The organism is Prauserella cavernicola (assembly GCF_016595675.1).
GTDB lineage: Bacteria > Actinomycetota > Actinomycetes > Mycobacteriales > Pseudonocardiaceae > Prauserella_A > Prauserella_A cavernicola.
This window is the reverse complement of record NZ_JAENJH010000001.1, coordinates 1,006,408-1,032,445: the sequence shown is the minus strand read 5'-3', so window position 1 is coordinate 1,032,445 and position 26,038 is coordinate 1,006,408. Positions and strand designations below refer to the sequence as shown.

The 26,038-nt window shown below is 71.7% G+C and carries 24 protein-coding genes; 13 read left to right on the top strand and 11 right to left on the bottom strand.

Annotated features, from left to right (window positions below; genetic code table 11):
- Positions 1–16 precede the first annotated feature (16 nt).
- Positions 17–790, top strand: a complete 774-nt coding sequence (locus JHE00_RS04940; protein ID WP_230422802.1) for an SDR family NAD(P)-dependent oxidoreductase — start codon at positions 17–19, stop codon at positions 788–790.
- 251 nt (positions 791–1,041) lie between these two features.
- Here the strand turns inward: JHE00_RS04940 and JHE00_RS04935 are convergent, their stop codons facing one another.
- A complete protein-coding gene (locus JHE00_RS04935) occupies positions 1,042–1,623 on the bottom strand; it encodes a TetR-like C-terminal domain-containing protein (protein ID WP_200315150.1) in 582 nt (193 codons plus the stop codon).
- 95 nt (positions 1,624–1,718) lie between these two features.
- Between JHE00_RS04935 and JHE00_RS04930 the strand changes: the two genes are divergently transcribed.
- Complete coding sequence (locus JHE00_RS04930; RefSeq protein ID WP_200315148.1) at positions 1,719–2,543, top strand: SDR family oxidoreductase; 825 nt, start codon at positions 1,719–1,721, stop codon at positions 2,541–2,543.
- A 5-nt stretch (positions 2,544–2,548) separates the two neighbouring features.
- Here the strand turns inward: JHE00_RS04930 and JHE00_RS04925 are convergent, their stop codons facing one another.
- The 7 genes from JHE00_RS04925 to JHE00_RS04895 form a co-directional block, all read right to left on the bottom strand.
- Positions 2,549–3,565: an Ldh family oxidoreductase gene (locus JHE00_RS04925; RefSeq protein ID WP_200315146.1), complete on the bottom strand. Its 1,017-nt coding sequence runs from the start codon at positions 3,563–3,565 to the stop codon at positions 2,549–2,551.
- Positions 3,562–4,533 (bottom strand): hydroxyacid dehydrogenase, encoded by a 972-nt coding sequence (locus JHE00_RS04920; protein ID WP_200315144.1) that lies wholly within the window; start codon positions 4,531–4,533, stop codon positions 3,562–3,564. The genes JHE00_RS04925 and JHE00_RS04920 overlap by 4 nt, the downstream gene beginning before the upstream one ends.
- Positions 4,526–5,413 carry an NAD(P)-dependent oxidoreductase gene (locus tag JHE00_RS04915; RefSeq protein ID WP_200315142.1) on the bottom strand — a complete coding sequence of 296 codons (888 nt, stop codon included), beginning with the start codon at positions 5,411–5,413 and terminating at the stop codon, positions 4,526–4,528. The genes JHE00_RS04920 and JHE00_RS04915 overlap by 8 nt, the downstream gene beginning before the upstream one ends.
- On the bottom strand, positions 5,413–6,882 hold the full coding sequence (locus JHE00_RS04910) for an MFS transporter (RefSeq protein ID WP_200315141.1): 1,470 nt from the start codon (positions 6,880–6,882) through the stop codon (positions 5,413–5,415). Before JHE00_RS04910 ends, JHE00_RS04915 begins: the two co-directional genes overlap by 1 nt.
- 59 nt (positions 6,883–6,941) lie before the next feature.
- Positions 6,942–8,357, bottom strand: coding sequence for an NAD-dependent succinate-semialdehyde dehydrogenase (locus JHE00_RS04905; protein ID WP_200315140.1), 1,416 nt, complete (start codon positions 8,355–8,357; stop codon positions 6,942–6,944).
- Between the two features lie 74 nt (positions 8,358–8,431).
- The gene (locus JHE00_RS04900; protein WP_200315139.1) at positions 8,432–9,595 is read right to left on the bottom strand and encodes a UxaA family hydrolase; all 1,164 of its coding nucleotides are present in this window, start codon (positions 9,593–9,595) and stop codon (positions 8,432–8,434) included.
- Positions 9,574–9,882 carry a UxaA family hydrolase gene (locus JHE00_RS04895; protein ID WP_200315138.1) on the bottom strand — a complete coding sequence of 103 codons (309 nt, stop codon included), beginning with the start codon at positions 9,880–9,882 and terminating at the stop codon, positions 9,574–9,576. Before JHE00_RS04895 ends, JHE00_RS04900 begins: the two co-directional genes overlap by 22 nt.
- 140 nt (positions 9,883–10,022) lie before the next feature.
- Here JHE00_RS04895 and JHE00_RS04890 point away from each other — a divergent pair, with 140 nt between their 5' ends.
- Together JHE00_RS04890 and JHE00_RS04885 are read left to right on the top strand one after the other, a co-directional pair.
- The gene (locus JHE00_RS04890; RefSeq protein WP_307831821.1) at positions 10,023–10,769 is read left to right on the top strand and encodes a FadR/GntR family transcriptional regulator; all 747 of its coding nucleotides are present in this window, start codon (positions 10,023–10,025) and stop codon (positions 10,767–10,769) included.
- A gap of 285 nt (positions 10,770–11,054) precedes the next feature.
- Positions 11,055–12,341, top strand: a complete 1,287-nt coding sequence (locus tag JHE00_RS04885) for an SLC13 family permease (protein ID WP_200315137.1) — start codon at positions 11,055–11,057, stop codon at positions 12,339–12,341.
- Positions 12,342–12,374: 33 nt separating this feature from the next.
- Here the strand turns inward: JHE00_RS04885 and JHE00_RS04880 are convergent, their stop codons facing one another.
- Positions 12,375–12,791, bottom strand: coding sequence for a nitroreductase family deazaflavin-dependent oxidoreductase (locus JHE00_RS04880; RefSeq protein ID WP_200315135.1), 417 nt, complete (start codon positions 12,789–12,791; stop codon positions 12,375–12,377).
- A gap of 246 nt (positions 12,792–13,037) precedes the next feature.
- Here JHE00_RS04880 and helR point away from each other — a divergent pair, with 246 nt between their 5' ends.
- The 3 genes from helR to JHE00_RS04865 all read left to right on the top strand — a co-directional run bounded on the left by helR (position 13,038) and on the right by JHE00_RS04865 (position 17,035).
- Positions 13,038–15,233, top strand: coding sequence for an RNA polymerase recycling motor ATPase HelR (gene helR, locus JHE00_RS04875; RefSeq protein ID WP_200315133.1), 2,196 nt, complete (start codon positions 13,038–13,040; stop codon positions 15,231–15,233).
- Between the two features lie 102 nt (positions 15,234–15,335).
- The gene (locus JHE00_RS04870; RefSeq protein ID WP_200315131.1) at positions 15,336–16,223 is read left to right on the top strand and encodes an NAD(P)-dependent oxidoreductase; all 888 of its coding nucleotides are present in this window, start codon (positions 15,336–15,338) and stop codon (positions 16,221–16,223) included.
- A gap of 11 nt (positions 16,224–16,234) precedes the next feature.
- Positions 16,235–17,035 (top strand): hydroxypyruvate isomerase family protein, encoded by an 801-nt coding sequence (locus JHE00_RS04865; RefSeq protein ID WP_307831820.1) that lies wholly within the window; start codon positions 16,235–16,237, stop codon positions 17,033–17,035.
- Between the two features lie 7 nt (positions 17,036–17,042).
- Here JHE00_RS04865 and JHE00_RS04860 read toward each other — a convergent pair whose 3' ends face one another.
- A complete protein-coding gene (locus tag JHE00_RS04860; RefSeq protein WP_200315129.1) occupies positions 17,043–18,233 on the bottom strand; it encodes an MFS transporter in 1,191 nt (396 codons plus the stop codon).
- A gap of 109 nt (positions 18,234–18,342) precedes the next feature.
- On the opposite strand from JHE00_RS04860, the gene JHE00_RS04855 reads away from it, so the two are divergent.
- The 4 genes from JHE00_RS04855 (at position 18,343) to JHE00_RS04840 (ending at position 22,300) form a co-directional block, all read left to right on the top strand.
- Positions 18,343–18,915, top strand: a complete 573-nt coding sequence (locus JHE00_RS04855; protein WP_200315127.1) for a TetR/AcrR family transcriptional regulator — start codon at positions 18,343–18,345, stop codon at positions 18,913–18,915.
- 384 nt (positions 18,916–19,299) lie between these two features.
- The gene (locus tag JHE00_RS04850) at positions 19,300–20,187 is read left to right on the top strand and encodes an isocitrate lyase/PEP mutase family protein (protein WP_200315125.1); all 888 of its coding nucleotides are present in this window, start codon (positions 19,300–19,302) and stop codon (positions 20,185–20,187) included.
- Positions 20,187–21,599, top strand: a complete 1,413-nt coding sequence (locus JHE00_RS04845) for a dihydroorotase (RefSeq protein ID WP_200315123.1) — start codon at positions 20,187–20,189, stop codon at positions 21,597–21,599. Before JHE00_RS04850 ends, JHE00_RS04845 begins: the two co-directional genes overlap by 1 nt.
- The gene (locus JHE00_RS04840) at positions 21,596–22,300 is read left to right on the top strand and encodes an isochorismatase family protein (protein WP_200315121.1); all 705 of its coding nucleotides are present in this window, start codon (positions 21,596–21,598) and stop codon (positions 22,298–22,300) included. The genes JHE00_RS04845 and JHE00_RS04840 overlap by 4 nt, the downstream gene beginning before the upstream one ends.
- A 28-nt stretch (positions 22,301–22,328) precedes the next feature.
- On the opposite strand, the gene JHE00_RS04835 is transcribed toward JHE00_RS04840, so the two are convergent.
- Positions 22,329–23,009 (bottom strand): GntR family transcriptional regulator, encoded by a 681-nt coding sequence (locus JHE00_RS04835; protein ID WP_200315119.1) that lies wholly within the window; start codon positions 23,007–23,009, stop codon positions 22,329–22,331.
- Positions 23,010–23,246: 237 nt separating this feature from the next.
- Between JHE00_RS04835 and JHE00_RS04830 the strand changes: the two genes are divergently transcribed.
- On the top strand, positions 23,247–24,584 hold the full coding sequence (locus JHE00_RS04830) for an MFS transporter (RefSeq protein WP_200315117.1): 1,338 nt from the start codon (positions 23,247–23,249) through the stop codon (positions 24,582–24,584).
- A 26-nt stretch (positions 24,585–24,610) separates the two neighbouring features.
- Positions 24,611–26,029 (top strand): FAD-dependent oxidoreductase, encoded by a 1,419-nt coding sequence (locus JHE00_RS04825; RefSeq protein ID WP_200315115.1) that lies wholly within the window; start codon positions 24,611–24,613, stop codon positions 26,027–26,029.
- Positions 26,030–26,038 lie beyond the last annotated feature (9 nt).

Below are 26,038 nucleotides of genomic sequence, written 5' to 3'. Positions count from 1 at the left end.
CCAGGGAGGGGAGAAGATGGCCGTGAACCCGTTCGACCTCGCCGGACAGGTCGCACTCGTCACCGGAGGCGCCAGGGGTATCGGACTGGCCACCGCGAGGGTCCTCGCGGGCCAGGGCGCCGACGTGCTGGTGGTGGACCTCGCCGACGACGTCGACCCGGTGGCCGAGCTGCGAGAGGAGTTCCCGGCGCAGCGCTTCGCCTACCGCAAGGTCGACGTACGCGACGAGGACGAGGTCCGGCGCTCGGTGGACGAGCTCGTCGCCGAGTTCGGCAAGATCGACGTGCTGGTGAACAACGCGGGCACGGCGAGTCGCGCCGGGCTGGACGCACTGACCGAGGGCGAGTGGCACCGCGATCTCGACACCAACCTGCACGGCATGTTCCTCTACAGCCGCGCCGCCGTGCATCCGCACATGAAGGACCGGGGCGAGGGCAGGATCATCAACATCAGCTCGATCTCCGGGATCATGGGCGGCCCCCGCTCGGGCGGCGAGGGCGCTGGCCGGTCGGGCCCCGCCTACGCCGCGTCCAAGGGCGGCGTCATCGCGCTGACCAAGTGGCTGGCCAAGGAGGTCGGCCCGTACGGGATCACGTGCAACTCGGTGGCTCCCGGTCCGATCGCCACCCCGCTGACCACGTCGGTCACCTACGCGCTCGACGACCAGGTGATCCAGCGGATGGGCGAGCCGGAGGAGGTCGGCGCGGCCGTGGCCTACCTGGCCTCGCCGGGCGCGGCGTTCGTCACCGGCCAGGTGCTGAAGGTCTGTGGCGGCGCCGCGATCGGCTGAGGCCCCGGTGGAGCCGGGGCCTCGCGTGCTTTCGGGAACACAGCGACACTTCGAGTCTCTCCGACATCTGTAGGATAGCGAGGACGTCACCGGATGGGCCGCCATCCGGTGACGGCCGCGCGATCGTCCGATGTGTGGGGGGGGGAGAAGCGGTGCCGTTGTTCGAACCGGCCGTGGTGCCCGGTGAGCTGCGCCGTGTCGAGGGCCTGCTGCCCGGATCTGCGGGAAGTGCCGGAGCGCTGGTGAGCGGGTCAGCGCCGCGTCGCCCCGGTAGCGGCGATCAGGTGCGGCCACACCGCTTCGCTAAGCCGTTCCGGATCCTGTCCACAGTCCCGCCGCAGCCAGTCGATGATGACGCCGAGCAGCGCTCCCGCCAGGAACGCCGACACCGGCGAAGAGTCCGATGTGGACTTCGCGCCCGACTCGGCCATGCCGTGGCGCACGGAGTCCGCGGTGCGCTCCAGCAGGTGGTTGAGCACGCGGGCACTGCCGTCGGGGCCCAGCAGCGACCGGTACAGCCGCCGGTGCTCGGCGACGTGGGCGAACACCGTCGTCAGCGAGTCCCGCGCCGAGTCCGCGGTGCCGTCGCCGGTGGACAGTCGCGAGGTCGCCGACAGCAGCTCGTCGAACATCGAGGTGCACGCCGACGCGGCCAGGTCGTGCACATCGGTGTAGTGCTCGTAGAACGTCGAGCGGTGCACGTCGGCGCGTCCGGTCACGTCGGAGACCGCGAGCTGCGTCAGATCGCGCTCGGCGATCAGCTCCAGCAGCGCGGACTCCAGGGCCGCGCGCGACCGGCGGCTGCGGCGGTCGAGGGATCGGGGCACGGGCATCGGCACAGTCTATGCCGTCGGTCCGCTGCCGCCGGAAACGTTCATCCACCGTGGTCTCCGTCTCCAGGGCGGGGCCGCCGAACAGGGAGCGGGACATGAGCAGAGCAGTGGCGGTCGTCCTCGGTGTAGGCGGCATCGGACGCGCGATCGCGCGCAGACAGGGTCCCGGCCGGTCCCTGCTGCTGGCCGACTTCGACGAGCGCACGCTCGACGCGGCCGCCGAGACCCTGCGCGCCGACGGCCACGAAGTCACGGCGCGTCGGGTGGACGTCTCCTCCCGCGAGTCCGTGGCCGCGCTGGCCCGCGCCGCGGCGGAGCTGGGGCCGGTCGAGCAGGTCGCCCACACCGCGGGACTTTCCCCTGCGCAGGCTTCCGCCGAGGCGATCCTGCGGGTGGACCTGCTCGGGGTCGCCCTTGTGCTGGAGGAGTTCGGCGGGGTGATCGCCGAGGGCGGCGCGGGCGTGGTGATCGCCAGCATGGCGGGGCAGCTGGCGTCGCCGTTCACACCCGAGCAGGAGCGCACGCTCGCCGCGACTCCCGTCGACGAGCTGCTCTCGCTGCCGTTCGTGGCTCCGCGCGATCCCGCCACCGCGTACGCGCAGGCCAAGCGCGCCGACCAAGTCCTGGTGCGCTCGGCGGCCACGGCCTGGGGTGCGCGCGGCGCGCGGGTCAACTCGCTCAGCCCCGGTGTCATCGCCACCCCGATGGGCAGGCAGGAACTCGCCAGTGAGACCGGCTCGGTCATGCGGACGATGATCGGCGCCTCGGGCACCGGGCGCGTGGGCACGCCCGACGACGTCGCCGCGGCCGCCGGGTTCCTGCTCGGCCCCGGTGCCGCGTTCGTCACCGGCACGGACCTGCTCGTGGACGGCGGCGTCGTGGGCGCGGTGCGCTCGGGCCGGTTCCCGGCACCCGGCTGAGGCCCTCAGCCCACGCCCAGCCGGTCCGCCCACTCCCGCAGCTCCCGCACGGTCTTGTCGTCGATCGCCAGCGCGACGCCAGGGTCGACGTCGTCGGGCAGCACCCGGTCGCGGCCGGGGAGCCTGCCGCCCGCGTCCTCGACCGAGGCCGCCAGCCGGTCGAGACGCCTGGCCGCCGCGTCGCCGTCGCCGGTGAAGCGTGCCGGGTCGAGGGTGAGCAGCACGTGCCCGATGCGTTGCGGGCTCGGTGCGTCCGACTCGGTGAACATGTCCGGCACGTCCGCCGCGAGGTTGGGCCCGGCCAGCCCGCCCGCGATCGACTCCACCAGCAGCGCGAGCGCGAAGCCCTTCGCCCCGCCCAGCGGTGCCAGCATTCCGTACAGCGCCTCCTGCGGATCGATCGTCGGCGTGCCGTCGGCCGCGAGCGCCCAGCCCTCGGGCAGGCGGGTTCCGCTACGGGCGTGCGCGGCGATCTTGCCGCGCGCCACCGCGCTGGTGGCCATGTCGACGATCGCAGGACGTGGCCGGGTCGGGATCCCCGCGGCCAGCGGCGAGGTGGACAGCAGTGGTTTCGCGCCGCCCCACGGCGGCATCACGGCGGGCCCGTTGGAGAACGCGAGTGTCAGCAGGCCGTGCCGCAGTCCCGGCACCGTATAGAGACCGAGCGCGCCGCAGTGCCCCGAGTCGGCCACCGACACGGCACCGATCCCGTATTGCCCGCAGCGTTGTGCGGCGAGCTCGGCCGACTGCCAGAGCTGCCAGTGCCCGAGCCCGCCGCCACCGGTGGCCGACACGACCGGGCCGGTGTCGTCGACGACCCGCAGCTCCGCGTCGGCCGGGTAGCCGCCCGCCACCATCCGCTGCAGGTAGTAGGGCAGCCGCATCAGCCCGTGTGAGCCGATGCCCCACACGTCGGCCATCACGATGCAGCGCGCGCTCGTGCGCGCCCTGGCCGGTTCCATGCCCGCCGCGGTGAGCAATGCGCTCGCGAGTGTCTCCGCCGACTCCACCGTCTCCGTCACGACCGTGCCTCCTTCGCCGTGCCCACCGAGGAACTCGCCCGCCCACCGCTGAGCACCGCGTCGAGGTCGTCGGCGAGGGTGCGGGCGATCAGCGCCTGGCTCTGCGCCGTGATACCCGCTATGTGCGGGGTGAGCACCACGTTGTCCAGTTTCTCCAGCCTGCCGGGCCTCGGTGGTTCGCTCGCGCGCACGTCGAGCGCCGCGCCGCCGAGGGTTCCGGCCTCCAGCGCGTCGGCGAGCGCGTCCTCGTCCACCACTTCGCCGCGCCCGGCGTTGACGAACAGCGCCGAGGGCCGCATCCGCGCCAGCAGGTCCGCGTTCACCAGTCCCGTGGTGTCCGCGGTGGCGGGCAGGTGGCACGAGAGCACGTCGGCCTCGGCCACCACCCGCTCCAGCGGCGCCAGTTCGATCCGCGCGGTGGCCAGTGCCGGGTGCGCCGGGTCGAGGTACGGGTCGTGGGCGAGCACCCGCATGCCCAGAGCGGCGGCCAGCTCCCCGCAGGCCCGCGCGGTGGCGCCGCAGCCGAGCAGTCCCCAGGTGCCGCCACGCAGCTCACGGCCGGGCGCGCGCCGCCAGCCGCCCGCGCGACAGTCGGCGTCGAGCCGCACGGTGCCCCGCGCGAGCGTCAGCGCGAGGCCGAGCGTGTGTTCGGCCACGCTGACCGCGTTGGCGCCCAACGGAGCCGTCACCACCACGCCCGCCTCGTCGGCGGCGGGCAGGTCGATGTTGTCCAGGCCCACACCCGCCCTCGCGACGACCGTCAGCCGCTCGCCCGCGGTCAGCAGCGCCCGGTCCACCCGCGTCCGGTTGCGGACCACCAGCGCCCTGCTGCGCCGGACCTGACCGGCCAGCCGCTCGGGGTCCTGCCACAGCCCGGGTTCGCGCACCACCTGGTAGCGCGTGGTCAGCTGTTCGAACGCGGCGCCCCAGACGTCCTCGCTCACCAGGATGTCGATCCGCTCAGTCATCGGTGGTCCCCAGCAGCTTGCCGTCCGGGTCGAGCACCTTCGCCACGGCCACCGCGTCCTGCCCTCCGTAGCCGTGGGCGACGGCCGACAGCAGCTGCGCGAGCCCCTGCGCCGCAACGGGAGAGGGGATGCCCTGCCGTGCGCCGGCGTCGAGAGCGAGCCGCACGTCCTTCGCGGCCAGTTCCACACCGAAGCGGGCCTCGTAGTCGCCCGCCATCAGCCACGGCAGTCGCACCTGCGACTGGAACGAGGCGGCCCCGGTGTCGGCGAGCGCGGCGCCGAACTGCTCGGGCGTGATCCCCGCGGCCCTGGCGAGCACGTAGCCCTCGGCCAGCACCGCGACGTTGGTCATGCCCACCAGGTTGGAGATCAGCTTGAACATCGCGGCGGCGCCCGCGCTCTCGAACCGGTGGGTGGCCTCGCCGATGCGCTCGAACAGCGGCCGCAGCGCCGACACCGCGTCGCCGGGACCGCCGACGAACAACGGGATCTCGCCCCGCTCCGCCGCGGCGGGTGTCTTGCCGAGTGCGCACGTGACGAACGGGTGGCCGTGCTCGCCGACGGCGGCGGTCGCCAGCTCCACGGTGCCGGGATCGATCGTGGACACGTCGACGGCGATCGCCCCTTCCGCCAGCTCGGGCGCGAGCCGGGTCCACGTCGCGAGCACGTGCTCGGGCATCGGCAGGCTCGTGAACACCACGTCGGCGTCGTGCACCGCCGCCGAGGCCGATCCGGCGGCCACCGCCCCGGCCTGCTCGCACGACTGCACGGCGGCGGGGGAGAGGTCGTACACGTGCACGTCGTGACCACCGCCCGCGAGCCTGCGGGCGACGGCGCCTCCCATGTTTCCCGCGCCGATGAAACCGATTTTGCTGACCATCACTTCTCCTTGCCGATCAAGTGGTTCTGCGTGGAAGCGGCGGCCTGGTCGGCTGCTTCCTCGGCATCGACGTCGACTCCAACGGGCTCCCACCGGATGAGCGCCAGCACGATGAGCCCGAGCACGGGCGCCACAGCGACCACGAAGTACACCCCGGTGCCCAGTGACGCGCTGAGCGTGGGGAACCACAGCAGCGACAGCATCGAGCCGATGCGCAGCACGGCCTGGCCGAAGCCGCCGCCGACCCCGCGCAACGACGTCGGATAGCTCAGCGTCGCCATCGTCATCCCCTGCGCGCCGGGCCCGTAGGAGTGGAAGAAGACGAACGCGCCGAGCAGCAGTCCGGACAGCGCGAGCGGCCACGTTCCCTCCGGCGAGCCGAGCAGGCCGAGCCCGGTCAGCGCCGCAAGGCAGATCGCGAACCCGCTGGCCGAGAGCTTCCACGAGCCGAGCCGGTTGGCCAGCCGCACGCCCAGCAGTCCGCCGAGCACACCGAAGACGAGGTTGAACACCAGTGGGCCGAGAATCGAGGTGAGCCGGTCCTGGTGCAGGAACCCGGAAATGATCACCGGCAGCGCGAACCCCACCGCGTAGTACTGGATCGACTGGCAGAAACTGACCGTCGCGGCCAGTATCGTGCGGGCCCGGTAGCGGGGGCTGAACAACCGGGCGAACTCGGCGATGATGTCGCCGGCGCCACGGCGTTCCTTCACGGTCTGCTCCGGTGGTTGCTCCACGCGCACCTCGATGCCGTAGGAGCGGTGCAGGATCCCCGCGGCCCGGTGCAGGTCGCCCTGGCTCGCGGCCCAGCTCGGCGACTCGTCCATGTATTTGTGCCGCACCAGCATCACGACCAGCGCGGGCACCGCCCCGAAGCCGACGGCCCAGCGCCACAGGTGCTCGTGCCCGTCGTCGGGGATGAGGAAGTACAGCGGCAGCAGCACGAGGAACGCCGAACCGGTGGCGAGATACCACATCGGCTGCCACAGCGATACCTTGCTTCCCTTGCCGCGCAGGGCGTTGAACTCCGCGATGAACGCGAGCGCCACCGGGAAGTCGATGCCGATGCCGATGCCCATCAGCAGTCTGGCTCCGGTGAGCGTCTCGAAGTTCGGTGCCACCGCGCACGCGATCGCGGCGACCACGAAGAAGAGCATGTCGGCCATGAACAGCTTGTAGCGGCCGAGCCGGTCGACGAGGTAACCGCCGACCAGTGCGCCCAGCAGCGCCCCGATCATGATCGAGGCGGCGACCGCACCTTCCTGGAATGCCGTGAGCTGGAAGCTCTCGGTGATGTCCTTGAGTCCGAACGCGATCGAGGAGAAGTCGTAGGCGTCGATGAAGATGCCGCCGAGCGCGATGAACGTGATAGCGCCGGACTTTCCTCCTTTCGCTCGTCCCGAGTTGATCAGGTCGTTGACGTCCTGGGGTGAGCGGATGACGGGCCGGGTGTCCGGCTGCTCTGCCATGTCGGCGGTCCTCTCGTGCGGTGGCGGCGACGGCACCGGAGACGGTGGAGGTACCCGGGTCAGATCCCGAGCGAGATGTAGCGGGTCTCTTCGAACTCTTCGAGTCCCAGCTCGGCTCCCTCCCTGCCGAGTCCCGACTGCTTGCTGCCGCCCATCGGGGCGAACGCGACGCTGGGCAGCGCGTTGTTGATGCCGAGGATCCCGGCGTCGAGCTGCTCGGCCATCCGCCACGTGCGGGACGAGTCGCGCGTGTAGCAGTAGGCGGCAAGGCCCATCTCGGTGGCGTTGGCCTCGGCCACCACCTCGTCCTCGTCGCGGAAGGTGAAGATCGCGGCCGCGGGGCCGAAGACCTCGTCGCGGGCGAGCGCGGTGTGGCGGGGCACGTCCACCAGCAGCGCCGGCGCGGCGAAGGAACCCGACGGCGGCACGCGCTCCTTCGTCACCCGCTTGGCTCCCGCGGCGAGCGCCTCCTCGACCATGCGGTCGACCGCGGCCACACGCGTGTCGTCGATGCAGGGACCCAGATCCGGCACGGGGTCGGCGAGCCCGTCGCCGATCGACATCGCGTCGACGGCCTCGGCGAAGCGGCTGGTGAACTCCTGCGCGACCTCGGTGTGCACGTAGAAGCGGTTGGCGCCGATGCACGACTGCCCCGTGTTGCGGAACTTGGCGAGCACTGCGCCCTCCACCGCGGCGTCGAGGTCGGCGTCACCGAAGACGATGAAGGGCGCGTTGCCGCCGAGTTCCAGCAGCGGCCGCACGACCCGCGTGGAGGCCTTCGCCATGATCGAGCGGCCGACCTCGGTGGAGCCGGTGAACGACACGACCCGCACGGCGGGGTGGTCGAGGTAGGCGTCGGTGATCGCGGCGGCGGGACCGTGTACCAGGTTGACCGCGCCGGGCGGCAGGCCCGCGTCGGTGAGGCAGCGCACCAGTTCGGTGGCGGCGAGCGGCGCCTTCTCCGAGACCCGCGCCACCACGGTGCAGCCCGCGGCCAGCGCGGGAGCCAGCTTGCGCGCCTGGATCGAGCACGGGAAGTTCCACGGGGTCAGGCTCGCGACCACACCCGCGGGTCTGCGGATGGTGAGGTGCCTGCGGCCTGGCGCCTCGTGCGGGCGCACCTCGCCGCTGGGGCGGCGGCACTGTTCGGCGAACCAGCGGAAGTACTCGGCGGAGAAGCGCAGCTCCCCGACGCCCTCGGGGGCGCGCTTGCCCGCCTCGGCGGCCAGCAGCGTGCCGATGCGCTCGGCCCGCTGCGAGATCAGCTCGGCGGCCCCCAGCAGCACGTCGGCGCGGGCGCGGGCGGGCGTGTGCGACCACGCACCGAACGCCGTGGCCGCCGCGTCCGCCGCCGCGCGTGCCTGTTCGGCGCCCGCGTAGTCGACGTGGCCCACCACGGAGCCGTCGACGGGGTTGCGGATCTCGCGCGGCTCGCCGGCCCGGTGCCAGTCACCGGCGATGAGTGTCGTCGCCATCTGCGACATCGTCTGTCCTCTCGAGACGGATTCCGGGTCGCCGGGCCGGGTGGGCCCGGCGACCGCGGGGATTCTCAGGCGCTGGGGTAGAGCCTGGTGAGCACGAACTCGCGGTGGCCGAGCGACTCGGCGCACGTGAGCCTGCCGTTGACCGTGCGGTCGATGACCTCCATCAGCTGGTCACCCGCCGTGGTGAGGTCGTACTCCTGGCGCAGCAGCCCCGAGCAGTCCAGGTCGATGTGCTCGGACATCGTCTCTGTGGTCAGCGGGTTGGCGCTGAGCTTGACCACGGGCTCGATGGGATTGCCGATCACGTTGCCCTGCCCGGTGGGGAACAGGTGGACCACCGCGCCCGCCGCGGCCATCAGTGTGACGCACTCCGCCGCGGCCGAGGAGGTGTCCATGAAGTACAACCCGGGGCCGGAGGCGGGCGCCTCGGCGGAGTCGAGCGCGCCGACCACCGGCTTGCTGCCGGTCTTGGCGATGTTGCCCATCGCCTTCTCCTCGATGGTCGAGAGGCCGCCGCGGATGTTGCCCTGCGTCGGCTGCGACCCGAGCAGGTTGGCCCCGGTGCGCTCGATCATCTCGATGTAGTTGTCGTAGATCTCCTGGAACCGTGCGCGCACCGACTCGTCGACGCAGCGCTGGGCGATCAGCTGCTCGCCGCCGGTGAGCTCGCTGGTCTCGCCGAACAGCACGGTGCCGCCCGCATCCACCCAGCGGTCGACGGCCTCGGACGTGGTCGGGCACGAACCAAGCCCGCTGGTGGTGTCGGACTCGCCGCACTTGATCGAGAGCATGACCTCGTCGCGCCGCACCGCTTCGCGCCGCTTCTCGGAGTCGTCGCGCAGAAACTCCGCCGCCACACGCGCGGCGGCCTCGACGGTGCGCAGGTCGCCGTGTCGCTCGATGGAGAACGCACGGACCTTCTTACCGGTCTTGGCGATACCGTCGGCGACCTTCTCGGTCCAGTTCGGCTCGATCCCGATCACCACCACGGAGGCGACGTTCGGATTGCATCCGGTGCCGATCAGCGTCCGGAAGGTGAGGTCGAGGTCGGGTCCGAACTGCAGCCGCCCGTAGGCGTGCGGCAGCGCGAGGGTGCCCGGCACCACGGCCGCGACCGCCTCCGCCGCGGCGTTCGACAGGTCGTCGACGGGAAGGATGATGGTGTGGTTACGGATGCCGACCGCGCCGTTCTCCCGGCGGAATCCGGTCAGGCCACGCTGTTCTGCCACCGCGCGCTCCTCACGTTGTGCACATGGACGTAGCCGCCCTTGGCGATGTCTGCGGTCGCGATGCCGACCCGCTGTCCGTACTCGATGACGTCCTGGCCCTCGGTGATGTCGACCAGCGCCAGTTTGTGCCCGAGGGGGACCGCTTCGAGCAACTCGATGGTCACGTTCTCCGGTCCGCGCAGGTATCCGCCCTCGACGGGGCCGGGCTCCAGGTCGCGCACCGCGACCGCCACCAGGTCTCCGTCGTGATGGGCGAGATAGCCCGGAGGTCCGCTTGCCTTCGCCATGTCGCTCCCTTGGCTAGAGGTCTTACCACTGGACGCGGACGACCGTAGCCCGCGAATCGGCGGTGGGCAAGGGGTGCGTCGCGTCCTGATCGAGACAGAGGTAAAGTGGTCTTACCAAAGGCGAGTGACTGGGAGTGTTCGTGAGTGCTGACGCGCAGATGTGGACGCGGCTGGAACGAGGAATGGTGTCGGACCGGATCTCCGGCCAGATCCTCGAGGTCATCGCCGGTGAGCGGCTGCGTCCCGGCGACCGGCTGCCACCCGAACGCGAGCTGGCCGCGTTGCTCGGGGTGAGCAGGCCGTCGCTGCGCGAGGCCCTGCGCTCACTCAAGGCGCAGGGTCACGTCGAGGTGCGGCACGGCTCCGGTGTGTTCGTGGCCGACCCCGCGACCACTCGCACTCTGCGCGAGGCGATGGTCACCGAGGAGATGAGTCTCGTTGAGCTCTTCGACATGCGCGAGGTGCTGGAGCTGCCAGCGGCCGGGTGGGCGGCGAGCAACGGCGACAAGGACAAGCTCGCCGCGGTGCTGCGGGCCTACGAACAGCTCGACGCCGCGACCCGCGAGGACCCGGTCGACTGGAACACGCTGCAGGAGCTCGACGCCGCGTTCCACATGCGCATCGTCGAGGCGGCGGGCAACCGGTTCATGACGCGGACCCTCACGGTGCTTCAGGAGATCCTGTCGCGCGGTATGGAGACCACGCTGCGCGTGCCGGGCAGGCTCGAGAGGTCGAGGGACGATCACCGGCGCATCCTCGACGCGGTGCTCGGGGGAGATCCGGCCGCGGCCAGGCGTGCCGTGAAGACCCACATCAACGGTGCTCGCAAGGCGGCGATGGCCAGGCTGCACGAGGACCAGCGCCGGGCGGAGCCCGAACAGGGCTGACCGCCTCGGGGCTCCTCAATCCACAAAGGACTTCGGATTCTTTTTCCGTGCGGTCCGCGCACGTCGGCACTCCCGTGGGCGGTGGCGCGGGCTGGCTGAGTCTTGTCACCGCCGACCTCGCACTGTACAACCTCAGTGGTACGACCTCTTACCACGAGGGAGGATCGGATGGCCGCGGTACGACGAGGTTCCGCAGAAGCACCGGCAGAGAGGTTCGCGAACTCGGCGCGACGGAGATCCCCACAGTCCATTGAGCGCGCGGCCGAGCGCGGGGAGGGCTGAGCGATGCCCGTCGAACTCGTCGCGCTGATCGGCCTGCTGGTGGTCTTCGCTACCACCACACTGCTCGATGTCAACATGGGTGCCGTGGCGTTCGTCGCCGCGTTCGTGGTCGGCTCGCTCGTCGCCGGCGTACCGGTGGAGCGGGTGATCAGCGACGGATTCCCCGCCGAGCTGTTCCTCACCCTGGTCGGCGTCACGTACCTGTTCGCCATCGCCCGCGACAACGGCACGATCACGTGGCTCACGTCAGCGGGTGTGCGGCTGGTACGCGGGCGGCTCGTGCTCGTCCCGTGGGTGATGTTCGTGGTCACCGGGCTGCTGGCGATGGCGGGAGCCCCGTTGGTCGCCGTGATCGCCGTGCTCGCACCGGTGGCGCTGGAGTTCGCGCGCCGCTACGACATCAACCCGTTGCTGATGGGACTCATGGTCGTCAACGGCGGCGCCGCGGGCGGGCTGGCGCCGAGCAGCGTGCTCGGGAGCCTGAGCAACGCCGTCGTCGAGCGCAACGGCCTTTCGATCGACCCTGGCCTGCTGTTCGCGGGGTCGGCGGTGTTCAACGTGCTGCTCGGCGCCGTGGGGTTCGTCCTCTTCGGAGGATCGCGGCTCGCCGGTGTGCGGACCTCGGCTCGGGAGCCCGCGGTGGTGCGCACCTCCGGGCCCGGCGCCACCACGGCTCCCGCCGTAGCCGGGAGCCGGTTGAACGGGCACCGGCTGGCGACACTGGCCGGGCTGGTCGTACTCGCCGTCGGGGCACTCGCGTTCGAGGTGAACATCGGCGTGCTCGCCATGACGGTGGCCGTGGCCCTGTCGATCGCCAGTCCGGCGGCGGGCAGGCGCGCGGTGCCGCAGGTCGCGTGGCCGACGGTGCTGCTGGTCTGCGGCACGCTGACCTACGTCGAGCTGTTGCAGTCGCTCGGCACGCTCGAGTATCTCGGCCGCGGAGTCGCCGCCGTCGGGGTGCCGATCGTGGCGGCGCTGATCATCTGCGGGATCGGGGCGCTCGGCTCGGCCTTCGCCTCGACGATCGGGATGCTGGGCGCGCTCATTCCGCTGGCGGTGCCGCTGCTCGGCGACAGCACGCTGAGCGCGACGGCGCTGATCACGGCGCTGGCCATCTCGTCGCTCGTGGTGGACGCCAGCCCGTTGTCGTCGACCGGCGCGCTCGTGGTCGCCAACTCCCCGGAGTCACAACGCGACCGCGTGTTCCGGCAGCTGCTGGCCTGGGGTTTCTCACTCATCGTGGTGGCCCCTGTCACGACGTGCCTGGTGTTCGTGCTGCCGGGTGCGTGAGGATGCCGACCGTCGAGCCGAGTGGCCGGTCGACTACCAGGCCGGGACGAGTGCGACGACCGGGATAACGCGCTCGGTCTTGCGCTCGTAGTCGGCGAAGCCGGGGTACAGCCCGGCCTGGGTGCGGTACTTCTCGTCCCGCTCGGCTCCCGTCAGTTCCACGGCGTGCACGTCGAGGGTGCGATCACCCAGCTCGATGCGAGCGTCGGGATGGGCGCGCAGGTTCCAGAACCAGTCGGGGTTGTGGTCGGAGCCCGCCTTGGACGCGAAGACGAGATAGCGCTCGCCGTCACGCAGATACATCATCGGGTTCACCCGCGGCGCTCCACTACGCGCGCCGGTGGAATGCAGCAACAGCAGGGGTGCGCCCTCGAACGGCCCGCCGACCTTGCCGTGGTTCTCCCGGAACTCGGCGATGATCCGCTGGTTGAAATCCGAGGTGTCGGCCATGGGTGTTCTCCTCCGTGTCCGGATTCGGTCGTCGAGCACGACGGCCGTGTTCGAGTCTGCCCGCGTCGGCGCCGGCGCGCTCGGTCTCCTCGCGCCGTTGTGGGCGGGTGTCCGAAGAGGAGCGATCCGTCGCGCCGAGAAGGGGCCGACTTGACATGAGGGGGACAATAAAAAATCGGCGTGTCTTCCTGGAAACAAAGGAAAACCCGCCGAACTTGGTCTCAGTTTAGCGGCACGGAGGGGCGAGTGTCAACTCAGGGGTACGACGAGGAACTGCGGTCCGAACGGAGCTACGTGGCGGGGCTCTACGCGCGGCTGGACGCCGAGCGGGCGCGGACGAAAGGGGAGTACGAGGCGGCTTTGGGGGCGAATGGGACCTTGGCCATGGAACGCGACGTGGAAGTGCGTGCGCTGGCCAGGCAGATGCGGCGGCTGGACGTCGTGGACAACGGATTGTGTTTCGGCCGGCTGGACACCGATTCGGGCGAACGGCGCTACATCGGCCGGATCGGGCTCTTCGACGAGGACGACGACTACGAACCCCTGCTGCTCGACTGGCGGGCGCCCGCGTCGCGCGCGTTCTACGTCGCCACCGCGGTGAGCCCGGAGGACATGCGCAGACGCAGGCAGTTCCACACGAGGGGGAGGCATCTCGCCGACTTCACCGACGAGGTGTTCGGCAGGCTCGGCGGCGACGAACACGGCGACGCGGCCCTGCTCGCGGCGGTCAACGCGCCGCGAGGGGAGGGGATGCGCGACATCGTGGCGACGATCCAGGCCGAGCAGGACGAGATCATCCGGCTCGACCACGCGGGCGTGGTCGTGATCGAGGGCGGCCCCGGCACCGGCAAGACCGTGGTGGCACTGCACCGCGTCGCCTACCTGCTCTACACCCAGCGGGAGCGGATGGAACGCCACGGCGTGCTCGTGGTCGGGCCCAACCCGGCGTTCCTGCACCACATCGGTCAGGTGCTGCCGTCGCTGGGGGAGTCCGACGTCGTGTTCATGACCCCCGGCGATCTCGTGCCGGGGCTGCGGGTCACGGCCGACGACGGCCCGCGGGCGGCGTGGCTCAAGGGGTCGCTGGCGATGCTGGACGTGCTCGCGGCGGCGATCGCGGACCGGCAGCGGCTGCCGGAGGAGCCGGTGCCGATCGAACTGGGCGACGTCACGGTGCGCATCGACGCCGCGACCGCGGAGTGGGCGCGGGAGGAGGCGCGCTCCAGCGGACTGCCCCACAACGAGGCGCGCGCGGTGTTCACCGAGATCGTCACCTACGTGCTCACGGAGCGGGCCATCGGCCGGATCGGCAGGGACTGGCTGACCCGCGACGACCGGGAGGCCTGGGAGGACCTGCGCGGCGACCTCCTCGCACAGCTCGCAGAGGACGAGCTGTTCGCGGCCACGCTCGAGCGGCTGTGGCCGATCCTCACGCCGGAAAGCCTGCTGGGCCCGCTGTACGAGTCGCGCGAACGACTGCGCGCCGCGGGGGCCGACGAGGCACTCTGGCGTGCCGACGGCGACGCGTGGACGGTCTCGGACGTGCCGCTGCTCGACGAGCTGGTCGACCTGCTTGGCCGCGACAAGGCCGCCGAGCAGGCGGTGGACCGGGCGGCCGAGCGGGAGCGGCAGGCGGAGGCCGAGTACGCCGAGGGCGTGATGGACATCATGGCGCTCGACCGCGAGGAGCAGGACGAGGACATCGGGCTGGCGGCGGAGAACCTGCTCTTCGCCAAGGACCTGGCCGACCGGTTCGTCGAGCAGGACACTCGCGAGCTCGTCGAACGCGCCGCGGCGGACCGGGACTGGACCTACCGGCACGTCGTCGTCGACGAGGCGCAGGAGCTGTCCGAAATGGACTGGCGAGTGCTGATGCGGCGGTGCCCGAACCGGTCGTTCACCGTGGTCGGTGATCTCGCGCAGCGCCGGTCGGAGGCCGGGGCGAGGTCGTGGGGCTCGATGCTGGAGCGGTACGTGCCGGGCCGGTGGGAGTACCGGTCGCTGACCGTGAACTACCGCACTCCGGCCGAGATCATGGCCGTCGCGGCCTCGCTGCTCGCTGAGTTCGCACCCGGGGTCCGGCCGCCCGAGTCGGTGCGCTCGTGCGGTGTCCAGCCGTGGTCGAGGGCCGTCACCGACGGTGAGCTGACCACGGCGATCGCGGAGTTCACGCGCGAGGAGGCCGGCCGCGAGGGAACCAGCGTCGTGATCGGGCCGCGCGACGTGCCCGGCGCGGTGCCCGCCTCGGAGACGAAGGGGCTGGAGTTCGACGCCGTCCTGGTGGTGGACCCGGAGCGCATCCTCGCCGACGGCCCGCGTGGCGCGGCGGAGCTCTACGTCGCGCTCACCCGTGCCACGCAGCGGCTCGGCGTCCTGCACCGGGACCCGCTGCCGTCCGCGCTGACCGGGCTGACGGCGATCGCCGGCGCGGTGAGCCGGTAGCACCCGCGCGGCCGGTCCTTGGCCGGGGCCGGCCGCGCTCGCCTCTGTAAACTCGCCTGCCACGACGGTGTCGATGATGTCGATGAGCTGGAGGTCTCGGGGATGACGGTGATCGGGTTCGTGGGTCCGGGTGTGATGGGCCGGCCGATGGCGGCCAACCTCGTCAGGGCCGGGCACGAGGTCCGCGTGTACGGGCGATCCGCGGAGTCCCGGGCCAGGGCCGAGGACACCGGCGGCACCGTCGTCGACTCGGTGCGCGACGCCTGTGCCGGAGCCGAGGTCGTGTTCACCGTGCTGACGGACGGCGCCGCCGTGCTCGACGCGATCGACGGCGAGGACGGCGTGCTCGCCGCGATGGAGCCGGGCGCCGTCCTGGTCGACCACAGCACGATCAGCCCCGCCGAGTCGCTGCGGGTGCACGCGGCTGCCGCGGAGGCCGGCGTCGGCTGCCTGGATGCTCCGGTCAGCGGCGGCGAGGCGGGCGCGGTCGAGGGAGCACTGTCCATCATGGTCGGTGGCGACGCCGACACCCTCGCGACCGTGCGGCCGTTGCTCGACGTCGTCGGCGCCACGATCGTGCACGTCGGCGAAGCCGGTGCGGGCCAGGTGGTCAAGGCGGCGAACCAGCTCATGGTCGCCGGTCACCTGCAGATGCTCGCCGAGGCGCTCGTGTTCCTGCGCGCGCACGGCGCGGACCTGCCCGCGGCACTGGACGTGCTCGGCGGCGGACTCGCCGGAAGCACGGTGCTGCAACGCAAACGCGCGAACATGCTCGAGGGCGACTTCACGCCGGGCTTCCGGATCGACCTGCACGACAAGGATCTCGGCATCGTGACGCAGGCCGTGCGCGAGCAGGGACTGGCGCTGCCCGCGACCAGTCTGCTGTCGACGCTGGTCGCGTCGGTGAAGGCGCGCGGCGACGGTGCGCTCGACCACTCCGCGCTCTACGGACTCGCCGCGGCCCTCAACGGCATCGCCGTCAACGGCTGAAGGAGCACCGGGTGCGTCATCACGGACTGGACGTCAGCGCCAACGTCTCGATCCTGTTCCCCGAGCTGGACTACCTCGACCGGTTCGCCGCCGCGCGCGACGCGGGCTTCGACGCCGTGGAGTCGTGGTGGCCGTTTCCCGTCGGAGTGCCACCGCGTGCCGGGCTGGACGCGGTGCTCGCGGCACTCGACGGCGCGGGCCTGCGGCTGACCGGGCTCAACTTCTGGGCCGGTGACATGCCGGCCGGACAACGCGGGATGGCGATCCACGCCGAGCGGCACGACGAACTGCGGGCCAACATCGAGCTGGTGGGCGAGGTGGCCGAGCGCACGGGATGCAGGCACTTCAACCTGCTCTACGGTCAGCTCGCGCCGGGACAGTCCGCGGAGCAGGCGGCCGAGGTCGCGGCAGGCGTCTTCCGTGAGGCCACGGCCGCGGTGTCGGCGTTCGGCGGCACCGTGCTGCTGGAGCCGCTGGCCCGGGGTCTCAACGGTGACTATCCGATCACGACGGTCGCCGAGGCGCTGGCCGTGCTCGACCTGATGGACACCGAGGGTGTGTCTCTGCTGTTCGACACCTTCCACCTGGGGCACAACGGAGAGGACCTCGTCGCCGCGGCGACGGCTCACGTGGACCGGATCGGGCACGTGCAAGTCGCCGACGACCCCGGCCGCGGCGAGCCGGGCAGCGGCACCCTGCCGCTGGACGAGTGCCTGGACGCCCTGCGCGAGGCGGGCTACTCCGGCCGCGTCGGCGCGGAGTACAAGCCGACCACCCCGGACACCCGCGACTCCTTCGGCTGGCTGGCCTGACGCGCGCTCACTTCGCCGGGACCTTCCGGTCGGTCACGGGGCGGGCCGCCGGTGCCGCCAGTGACGCCGCGGCGACCAGCACGAGCACGAAGATCAGCGCGTAGCGCAGCCCGACCTCCTCGCCGAGCAGGCCGATAATCGGTGGCCCCACGAGGAACGCGACGTAGCCGACCGTCGCCGCGAGCGAGACCCTGGCCGCGGAGTCGTCGCCGGAGTCACCCGCGGCCGAGAGCGCGACCGGGAACCCGAGCGAGGCCCCGAGTCCCCACAGGATCACCGCGGCGGCGGCCAGCACCTGGTTGTCGGCGAAGATCACCAGGGCCAGGCCCGCGGCGCTGGTCAGCGCGCTCGCGCGCAGCACGGCCGCGCGGCCGAAGCGGTCGACGAACCAGCCGCCCGCGAAGCGGCCCACCGTCATCGAGGCGGCGAACACCGCGTACACCGCCGAGCCGAGTGCCGCGTCGAAGCCGTGCCCGTCGACCATCACCAGCGGCAGCCAGTCGTTCGCGGTGCCCTCGGCCAGCGCGAGCGCCAGGATGATGCAGCCGATCAGCAGCAGCCGCGAGTCCTTCCACACCGCGGGTCGCGAGGCGTCCCGCCGCGCGTGCGCGGTGTCGCGGGCGCGGCGGCCCACACCCGAGGGCACGTACCGGATCGCGGCGGCGGTTCCCGCCAGCACGAGCACCGCCATCAGCGCCAGGTGGGGGAGCACGGGGAAGTCGGTCGAGGTGAGCGTCATCCCGGCCACCGCGCCCACGACGGTGCCCAGGCTGAAGAACCCGTGCAGGGCGGGCAGCACCGAGCGGCCGAGGAGGCGTTCGATGTCGGCGCCCTCGATGTTCATCGCGACCTCGCCGCCGCCCATGCCGAGCCCGAAGACGGCGAGTCCGGCGGCCACGACGAGGTCCTGAGACGTCGCGGCGCCGAGGCCGATGAGCCCGCAGCCGAGTGCCACGCCCGCCAGGCCAGCCGCCATCACCGGCCGGGTGCCCCACCGGGTCACCAGCGGGCCCGAGGACAGGATGCCGAGCATCGAACCCACCGACAGGCCGAACAGGATGAACCCCATGCGCGCCGTGGAGGCCTCGAGCAGGTCGCGCACGTCGGGCGTGCGCGTGACCCACGACGAGATTCCCAAGCCGGGCAGGAGAAACAGCACGAACAGCGCATTACGGCGCTGCGGCGTCTGACCGGGCACAGCGAGCTCCCCACGGGCGAACGACCAAAGACTGTACAACCGTACACACTTCGATGTGTACAGTCATACACACTTCGGCGAGCGCTTGGTCACAGGAAAGACGACGAGCATGGGTGGAACACGGCGGCAGGTGCCCAACGACCCGCTGCGCAGGCAGCGAATCCTCGACGGCGCGCTGGACGCCGTCGCCGAGCACGGCGTGCACCGGACCACCCACCGGCGCATCGCGGCCTGCGCCGAGGTGCCGCTCGGCTCGCTGACCTACTACTTCGACGGGCTCGACGACATCCTGGAACAGGCCTTCGCCCGGCTCGCCGACGGCATGTCGCGCAACTACCGCGCGGCACTGGGGGAGGCGACGACCACGAGCGAGGCCTGCGCCGCCGTCGTCGACCTGATCTGCGGGCCCGAGTACGCCACCGCCCGGCGGATGACGCTGATTTTCGAGATGTACTCCTACGCCAACCACAACCGGGCCGTCGCCGAGACCGCCAGAACCTGGCTCGACCGTAGCCAGGACAGTCTCGCCCTGCACTTCCCGCCGCACGTGTGTGCGGCGCTCGACGCGCTCGTGGAGGGCTGGCCGATGCACCAGACCTTCCGGCGCGCACCGCTGAACCGCGCGCTGGTGCACGCCACCATCACGGCGATCGCCGCGATGGCCCCGCCCGAAGCCACCTGACCGTCCCACGCCGCGCGAGTCCCCCACCCAGGCGCGCGAGTCCCCCACTCAGGACGCCGAGTTGCCCGCTCCGGGTGCCAATGGGTCGCTCGGGTCGCCGAGTTGCCCGCTCGTGAGCCGTCTCGGCGCTGGCAACCGCGGCCGAGCGCACAAGTCGCGGTCAGGAGTGCACGACTCGCGTGCCCGAGCGGGGGACTCGCGTGCTGGAGTGGGGGACTCGCGCTCCAGAGCGGGGGACTCGCGCGCCTGAGTGGGGGACTCGCGGTTCGAGGGTCGACGTGAAGTGTTGACAGTTGGCAGAATTGGGGTCAGGGTTGCGGGAGCACGCGGTCCGGTCCTGGATCCGCGAGCCTGTCCAGAGACGGACCAACTCGGGGAGGTTTCATGACCAGCCCGGCGCGCACACTTCGCGCCCTCGTCGAATCCGCGGAGCAGCCGTTGCTGCTGCCGGGCGCGGCGAACGCGCTCGCCGCCCGTGTCGTGGAGGACGCGGGGTATCCGGCCGTGTACGTCACCGGCGCGGGCGTGACCAACACCTACCTCGGGATGCCGGACCACGGTCTGCTCTCGCTGGACGAGCTGTGCGGTCACGTCGACGCCATCGCCGACGTGGTCGGCATTCCGGTGGTCGTCGACGCCGACACCGGTTTCGGCAACGCGCTGAACGTCCAGCGCACCGTGCGCCGCCTTGAGCGGGCTGGAGCCGCGGCGATCCAGCTTGAGGACCAGGTGAGCCCCAAGAAGTGCGGGCACTTCGCCGGCAAGGAGGTGGTCTCGAAGGGCGAGTTCGTGGGCAAGGTGCGCGCCGCGGTCGACGCCCGGCGCGACGACGACCTGCTCATCGTGGCCCGCACCGACGCCCGTGCCGCCGAGAGCCTGGACGCGGCGTGCGACCGCGCGGCGGCCTATCTCGAGGCCGGCGCCGACATCCTCTTCGTCGAGGCGCCCGAGAGCGTCGAGGAGATGCGCCACATCACCACGCAGGTCCCCGGTACCCACGTGGCCAACATGGTCGAGGGTGGCAAAACCCCGCTGCTGTCGCGCGGCGAACTGGGTGAGCTCGGGTTCACGATCGCGCTCTACGCCAACGCGACCATGCGCGGCGCGGTGGTCGGCATGCGCGAGGTCCTCGCGCACCTCAACAAGCACGGCGACACGCGCGAGGCGGGTGAGCTGATGATCAGCTGGAACGACCGGCAGTCCCTGGTGCGCAAGCCCGACTTCGACCGGCTCGAGCAGGAGTACGCGGCGAGCGGGGAGGCGAGCAGCTGATGACCACCCACGACCTGAGGCTGCGCGGCGGCAGGGTCTTCCAGCACGGCGCCGGGTTGCAGGACCTGGACATCCTCATCACCGACGGTGTCATCAGCGGGCTGGTGGCGCCGGGCACGACCGTCGCCGCGCGCGAGGAGGCCGACCTCGGCGGCCACGTCGTGCTGCCCGGCGGCATCGACCCGCACGTCCATCTGGGCAAGGACATCCGGGTGCCGCGCGAGGCGGACGACGCCTCGCTGGAGACGGCGTCGGCGGCCGCTGGCGGCATCACCTCGATGCTCGTGTACCTGATGAGCGCCGATCCCTACGAGCAGGTCTTTCCCGGCTCGGCCGCCGCGATGGCGGGCAACTCGCACACCGACTACGGCTTCCACTTCGTACTCGGCACCGACGAGCAGGTGGCCGCGATCCCGGACTACGTGCGCGAACTCGGCGTCGCGAGCTTCAAGTTCTTCATGAACTTCCGCGGCGACGAGGGCAAGTACCTCGGCCTGCCGGGAAACGACGACGCCTACATGTACGACCTGCTCGGCCGCGCGGCCGACGCGGGCGCGATGGTGAACCCGCACCCGGAGAACATCGAGCTGGTGTGGAAGCTGCGCGGCCAGCCGAAGGACGAGTCTGTCTCACCGCTGGAGGCGTGGTACCGCAGCAGGCCCCCCGTGGTGGAGGCCGAGGCCGTGCAGCGCGTGGCCTACTTCGCGAGCGTCACCGGCGCGTCGGTCTACGCGGTGCACACGAGCAGCCGGGCGGCGCTGAACGCCATGACGTTGCAGCGCTCGGCCTACGAGAACCTGTTCACCGAGACCTGCACGCAGTACCTCACGCTCACGACCGACTCCGACTGCGGCACCTACGGCAAGGTCAACCCGCCGCTGCGGCACACCGAGGACGTCGAGGCGCTGTGGGAGGGCCTGCGTACCGGTGCGGTCGACACGGTCGGCTCCGACCACAACGCGCGGCACCGCACCGCGAAGGAGAAGGACATCTGGTCGGCATCCGCGGGGTTCCCCGGCACCGGCCTGGTGCTCCCGACCGTCGTGGGGGAGGGCCTGCGCAGGGGCATCGACCTGGAACGGCTCGTGGACGCCACGAGCACGCGCGCCGCGCGCCTGTTCGGACTGTTTCCCCGCAAGGGCACGATCCGCGTGGGCTCGGACGCCGATCTCGCCGTCGTGGACCCGAACCGCGGCACCACGGTGCGGGCGGAGCAGCAGCACTCGGCCGCCGAGTACTCCCCGTGGGAGGGCACCGAGATCCCGCTGCGCGTCGTGCACACGATCGTCCGCGGCCACTTCGCCGTCCGCGACGGAGTGCTGTCGTCGACGCCGGCGGGCACGTACCTGTCGCGCTCGCGCGGTGGCGCCGCGGCGCTCGCGCACGCCGACACCCTGAAGGAGGACGCATGACAGCACAGGATCCGTGGACGGTGGGCGGCGCCGGTGTCATCGACGAGCTGACCACCCGCCGCTACGAGCTTGCCGGGTTCGGCAAGCCGGTGGGGCTCGGCAGCAGACCAGCCCTGCTGATCATCGACGTCCAGTACCGCACGGTCGGCACCACTCCGGCGGCGTTCGAGACCGCGGTGGAGGAGTTCCCGACCAGCTGCGGCGAGACCGGCTGGGCCGCGGTGGGGCAGATCGCGAAGCTGGTGGCGCGGTTCCGCGAGAACGGCTGGCCGATCCTGTACCCGCATGTCGCGCCGAAACAGAACTACGACTACGGCAGGCTCGGCGCGAAGGTGCCGGGGATCATGGATATCCCGGCGAAGGGCTACGAGTTCGTCGCCGAGGTCGCTCCGGCCGAGGGCGACGTGCTGGTGCCCAAGCGGCATCCGAGCGCGTTCTTCGGCACTCCGCTGGTCAGCTACCTCGTGGAGGCGGGCGCCGACTCGCTGGTGGTCACCGGCTGCACCACTTCCGGCTGTGTGCGTTCCAGCGTCGCCGACGCGTTCTCGTACAACTTCCGCGTCAGCGTTCCCGCCGACGCCGTGTACGACCGGAGCCCGGTGGTGCACGAGGTCAATCTCTTCGACATGGCGCAGAAGTATGCCGATGTCACGACGACAGACACACTGCTGGCGGCCCTGCCGGAGCCCGCGGGCCGGTGAGCGCACCGCCCGGGGTGCGGGCGGTGCGTTACTTCGGCTCGGCGGCGCGCAGCACCGCGAGCGCGTTGTTGAGCGAGCTGGTGAGGTGCGCTTCCAGCAGTGCGGCGGCGTGTTCGCCGTCGCGCGCCGACAGCGCGGCCGTGATCGCCCTGTGCTCGTCGAGGGCGACGCGGGCGCGCTGGGGCTGGTGCGCCGAGCGTGCCCTGGCGAGCTGGATCTTCCTGCCGACCTCGGTGAGCGACTGCAGCAGCGGGGGATTGGCCGCGAGGCGCGAGAGGCGCGCGTGGAAATCCGGGCTCGCCGGGTAGGCGCCCGCCGCGTCGTTGCCCATCGCCTGCTCGGTCTCGTCGAGCATGTGGCTGAGTTCGTCGATCCGTTCCTGCGGCGCATAGCGGGCGGCGAGCCGCGCGGCGTGGGTCTCCAGCGCGACGCGCAGCTCGTAGAAGTCGGAGAGCTCGCGCGCGGAGAACGAGCGCACGTAGACGCCGCGATGAGTGACGGCCTCGACCAGGCCCTCGACCGCGAGCCGGTTGATGGCCTCGCGGAGCGGGCCCCTGCTGATACCCAGCGCCTGGGACAGGTGCACCTCGTTGAGCCGTTCGCCGGGGGGCAGCTTGCCGTCGAGGATCATCTCGCGCAGCACCGGCAGGGTCCGGTCCGCGTAGGTGGCCAGCCTGCCCAGTTTGGTCGGGCGAGTCTGCTCGGTCATCCGGTCTCCTTCGCGCGGGTGCCGCGACCCGTTTGCGGAAATCCTGTCATGCGCGTGCGCTCGGCCAACGCACCCCTTCAACTGTCAACAGTAAGAGAAGGTAGCGCCGACAGGGCTGATTTGACCAGTACGAAGACTTTCACGCTCAAACTGTTGACAGTTGTCAGTGGATAGCGGAGCGTGGGGCCACGGCGCGGACGACCGTGGCCGTGTCGGCAGGACAAGGAGGTGCTGACGATGGAGCTCGACGGGCGACCCACTCCCGCCGTGCCCGCGGACGGCGCAGGGCAGGCAGAGGTGCCGGAGACCATCGACCCGCGGGTCGTGTCCGCGGGCCTGGTCGGCTCGGTGGTCGAGTACTACGACTTCGGGATCTACGGCTACCTGGCCACGGTCCTGTCGGTCGTCTTCTTCGCCAGCGGCACAGATCCGACAACGGCCCTGCTCGCCACCTTCGCGACGTTCGCCGCGGCGTTCGTGCTGCGGCCGCTGGGCGGGCTCATCTTCGGCCACCTCGGCGACAAGCTCGGCCGCTCGCGCATCCTCGCGGCGACGATCCTGTCGATGTGTGTGGCCACCGTCGCGATCGGACTGTTGCCCACCTACGCCGCCATCGGTGTCGGCGCGGCGTTCCTGCTCGTGGCCGCCCGGTGTGTGCAGGGCCTCGCCTCCGGTGGTGAGGTCGGCGGCGCCGCGGCCTACGTCGCCGAGAAGTCCCCTCCGCGCCACCGCGGCTTCCTCTGTTCCACCGTGCAGCTCGGCGCGCTCACCGGCGCGCTGCTCGCGTCGGTCACCGTCGCGACGCTCAACTCGGTGCTCACCGAGGAACAGCTGGCCGACTGGGGCTGGCGGGTGCCGTTCCTGCTGAGTCTGCCGCTGGGCCTGGTGGGCCTGTGGATCCGGTTCCGGCTCGAGGATTCGGTGAGCGACGAGGAACTGTCCTCGGGCGACGGCATCGCGGGCGCGCCCGCCGCCGAGCTCCTGCGCGCGCACCTGCCCGGGCTGCTGCGCACTCTGGGCCTGTCGACCCTGCTCTTCGCCGGCTACTACGTCGTCTACGTCTACGCCTCGACGCATCTGCAGCGCACCGCGGGCTTCACCGCCGACGCCGCGTTCTGGTCCACCACCACGACCCTGGTCGTGTCGTGCCTGGCGATGCCGCTGTTCGGCCACCTCGCCGACCGCTGGGGCCGCAAGCCCCTGCTGTTCGGCGCCGCTGTCGCGTTCGGACTGCTCGCACTGCCGTGCTTCGCGCTGATGAGCGCGTCCTCCTACCCGCTCGCGCTCGGCGCGCAGGTCGTGCTCGGCCTGCCCGAGTCGGCGCTGATGGGCGTGGTCTTCGCGACGTTCGCGGAGATGTTCCCCTCGCGGGTGCGCTACACCGGCATCGCGCTGGGCTTCAACCTCGCCAGCATGGCCGTCGGCGGCACCGCGCCGTTGATCTGCCTGTGGCTGCTGGACATCACCGGGAACTCGCTGGCGCCGGCGTGGTTCCTGATCGCCGCGGCCGTCGTCAGCGCCGCGACCGCACTGACCCTCACCGAGACCCGCGGTACCGCGTTGCGGACCGTCTGAGCGTCGAGAACCAGAAAGGACCGGCCGTGCACGAGCCGCAGCAACACTTCGCCGAGCAGGGCGGACAGGACACCGACACCGACGTGGACGTGGACGTGGACGTGGTCGTCGTCGGGGCGGGCGGCGCCGGACTGGCCGCGGCGCTCGCCGCGACCGACGGGGGCGCCAGCGCCGTCGTGCTGGAGAAGGAGGAACGGCCCGGCGGCAACACCGCGGCCTCCACCGGTTCGGTACCCGGCGCGGGCAGCCGCTGGCAGAGCGACGCCGGCATCGACGACTCGCCCGAGCGGCTCACCACCGACCTGCTGCGCCAGTCCGGCCCGCACGACGCCGAGGACCTGGTGCGGATCCTGGCCGAGGCCAGCGCCCCGCTCGTGGAGTGGCTGGTCGACTCCCACGCCGTGGATCTGCGGCTGATCACCGACTACAAGCACGTGGGCCACAGCGTGCCGCGCCTGCACGCGCCGCCCTCGCGCAAGGGGCACGCCCTGATCGCGGACCTGCTGCGCGCGGCCAAGGCCGCCGACGTGGAGGTGCTGACCCACTCGCCGGTCGACCGGCTCGTCGTCGAGGACGGCGCGGTCAGGGGAGTGGTGGTGTCCGGAGGTCGCTCGGGGACCTACACCCTGCGCTGCCGCGCGGTGGTGCTGGCCGCGAACGGCTTCGGCGCCGACCCCGAGCTGATCGCGCGCTTCGCCCCGCAGGCCTCCGGGCTGGAGTACCTCGGCGCGCACGGCAGCACCGGCGAGGCCGTGCGATGGCTACTCGACCTCGGTGCGTCGATGGGCAACGAGGCCGCGTTCCAGGGCTACGCGGCGGTCGCCAGCCCGCACGGTTCGATCACGTCGTGGACCACCGTCGAGCACGGCGGCTTTCTCGTCGACGGCAACGGGCGGCGCATCGGCGACGAGTCCGCGGGCTACTCGGGCTTCGCCGCCGAGGTCGCCAGGGCGGAAGGACCCGTGCACGTCGTGTTCGACGCCGGCATCCGCGACTCCGTGGCCGCGCACGAGGAGGAGTTCGCCGACCTGCTCGCCGCGGGCGGGGTCAAGGAGGCGGCCGACGCCGCCGCGCTGGCCGGGATCCTCGGCGTGGACGCCGCCGAACTCGCGCGCACGCTCGACACCGTCGAGGCCGCCGCCTCCGGAACCGCCACCGACCCGTTCGGCCGCACGGACTGGGGCCGCGGCCCGCTGACGGCCCCGTACGCGGTGGTCAAGGCGGTGCCCGCGCTGTTCCACACTCAGGGCGGGGTCCAGGTCGACGAGCACGCCCGCGTGCTCGGCCCCGCCGGCCCGCTGTCCGGCGTCTACGCGACCGGTGGCGTCGCGGCCGGGGTCAGTGGCCGGTCGGGAGGCTCCGGCTACTCCTCCGGCAACGGTCTGCTCAGCGCACTCGGACTGGGGATGCTCGCCGGCGGGCACGCCGCCGCGCATCCCGCCTGACTCCACCCC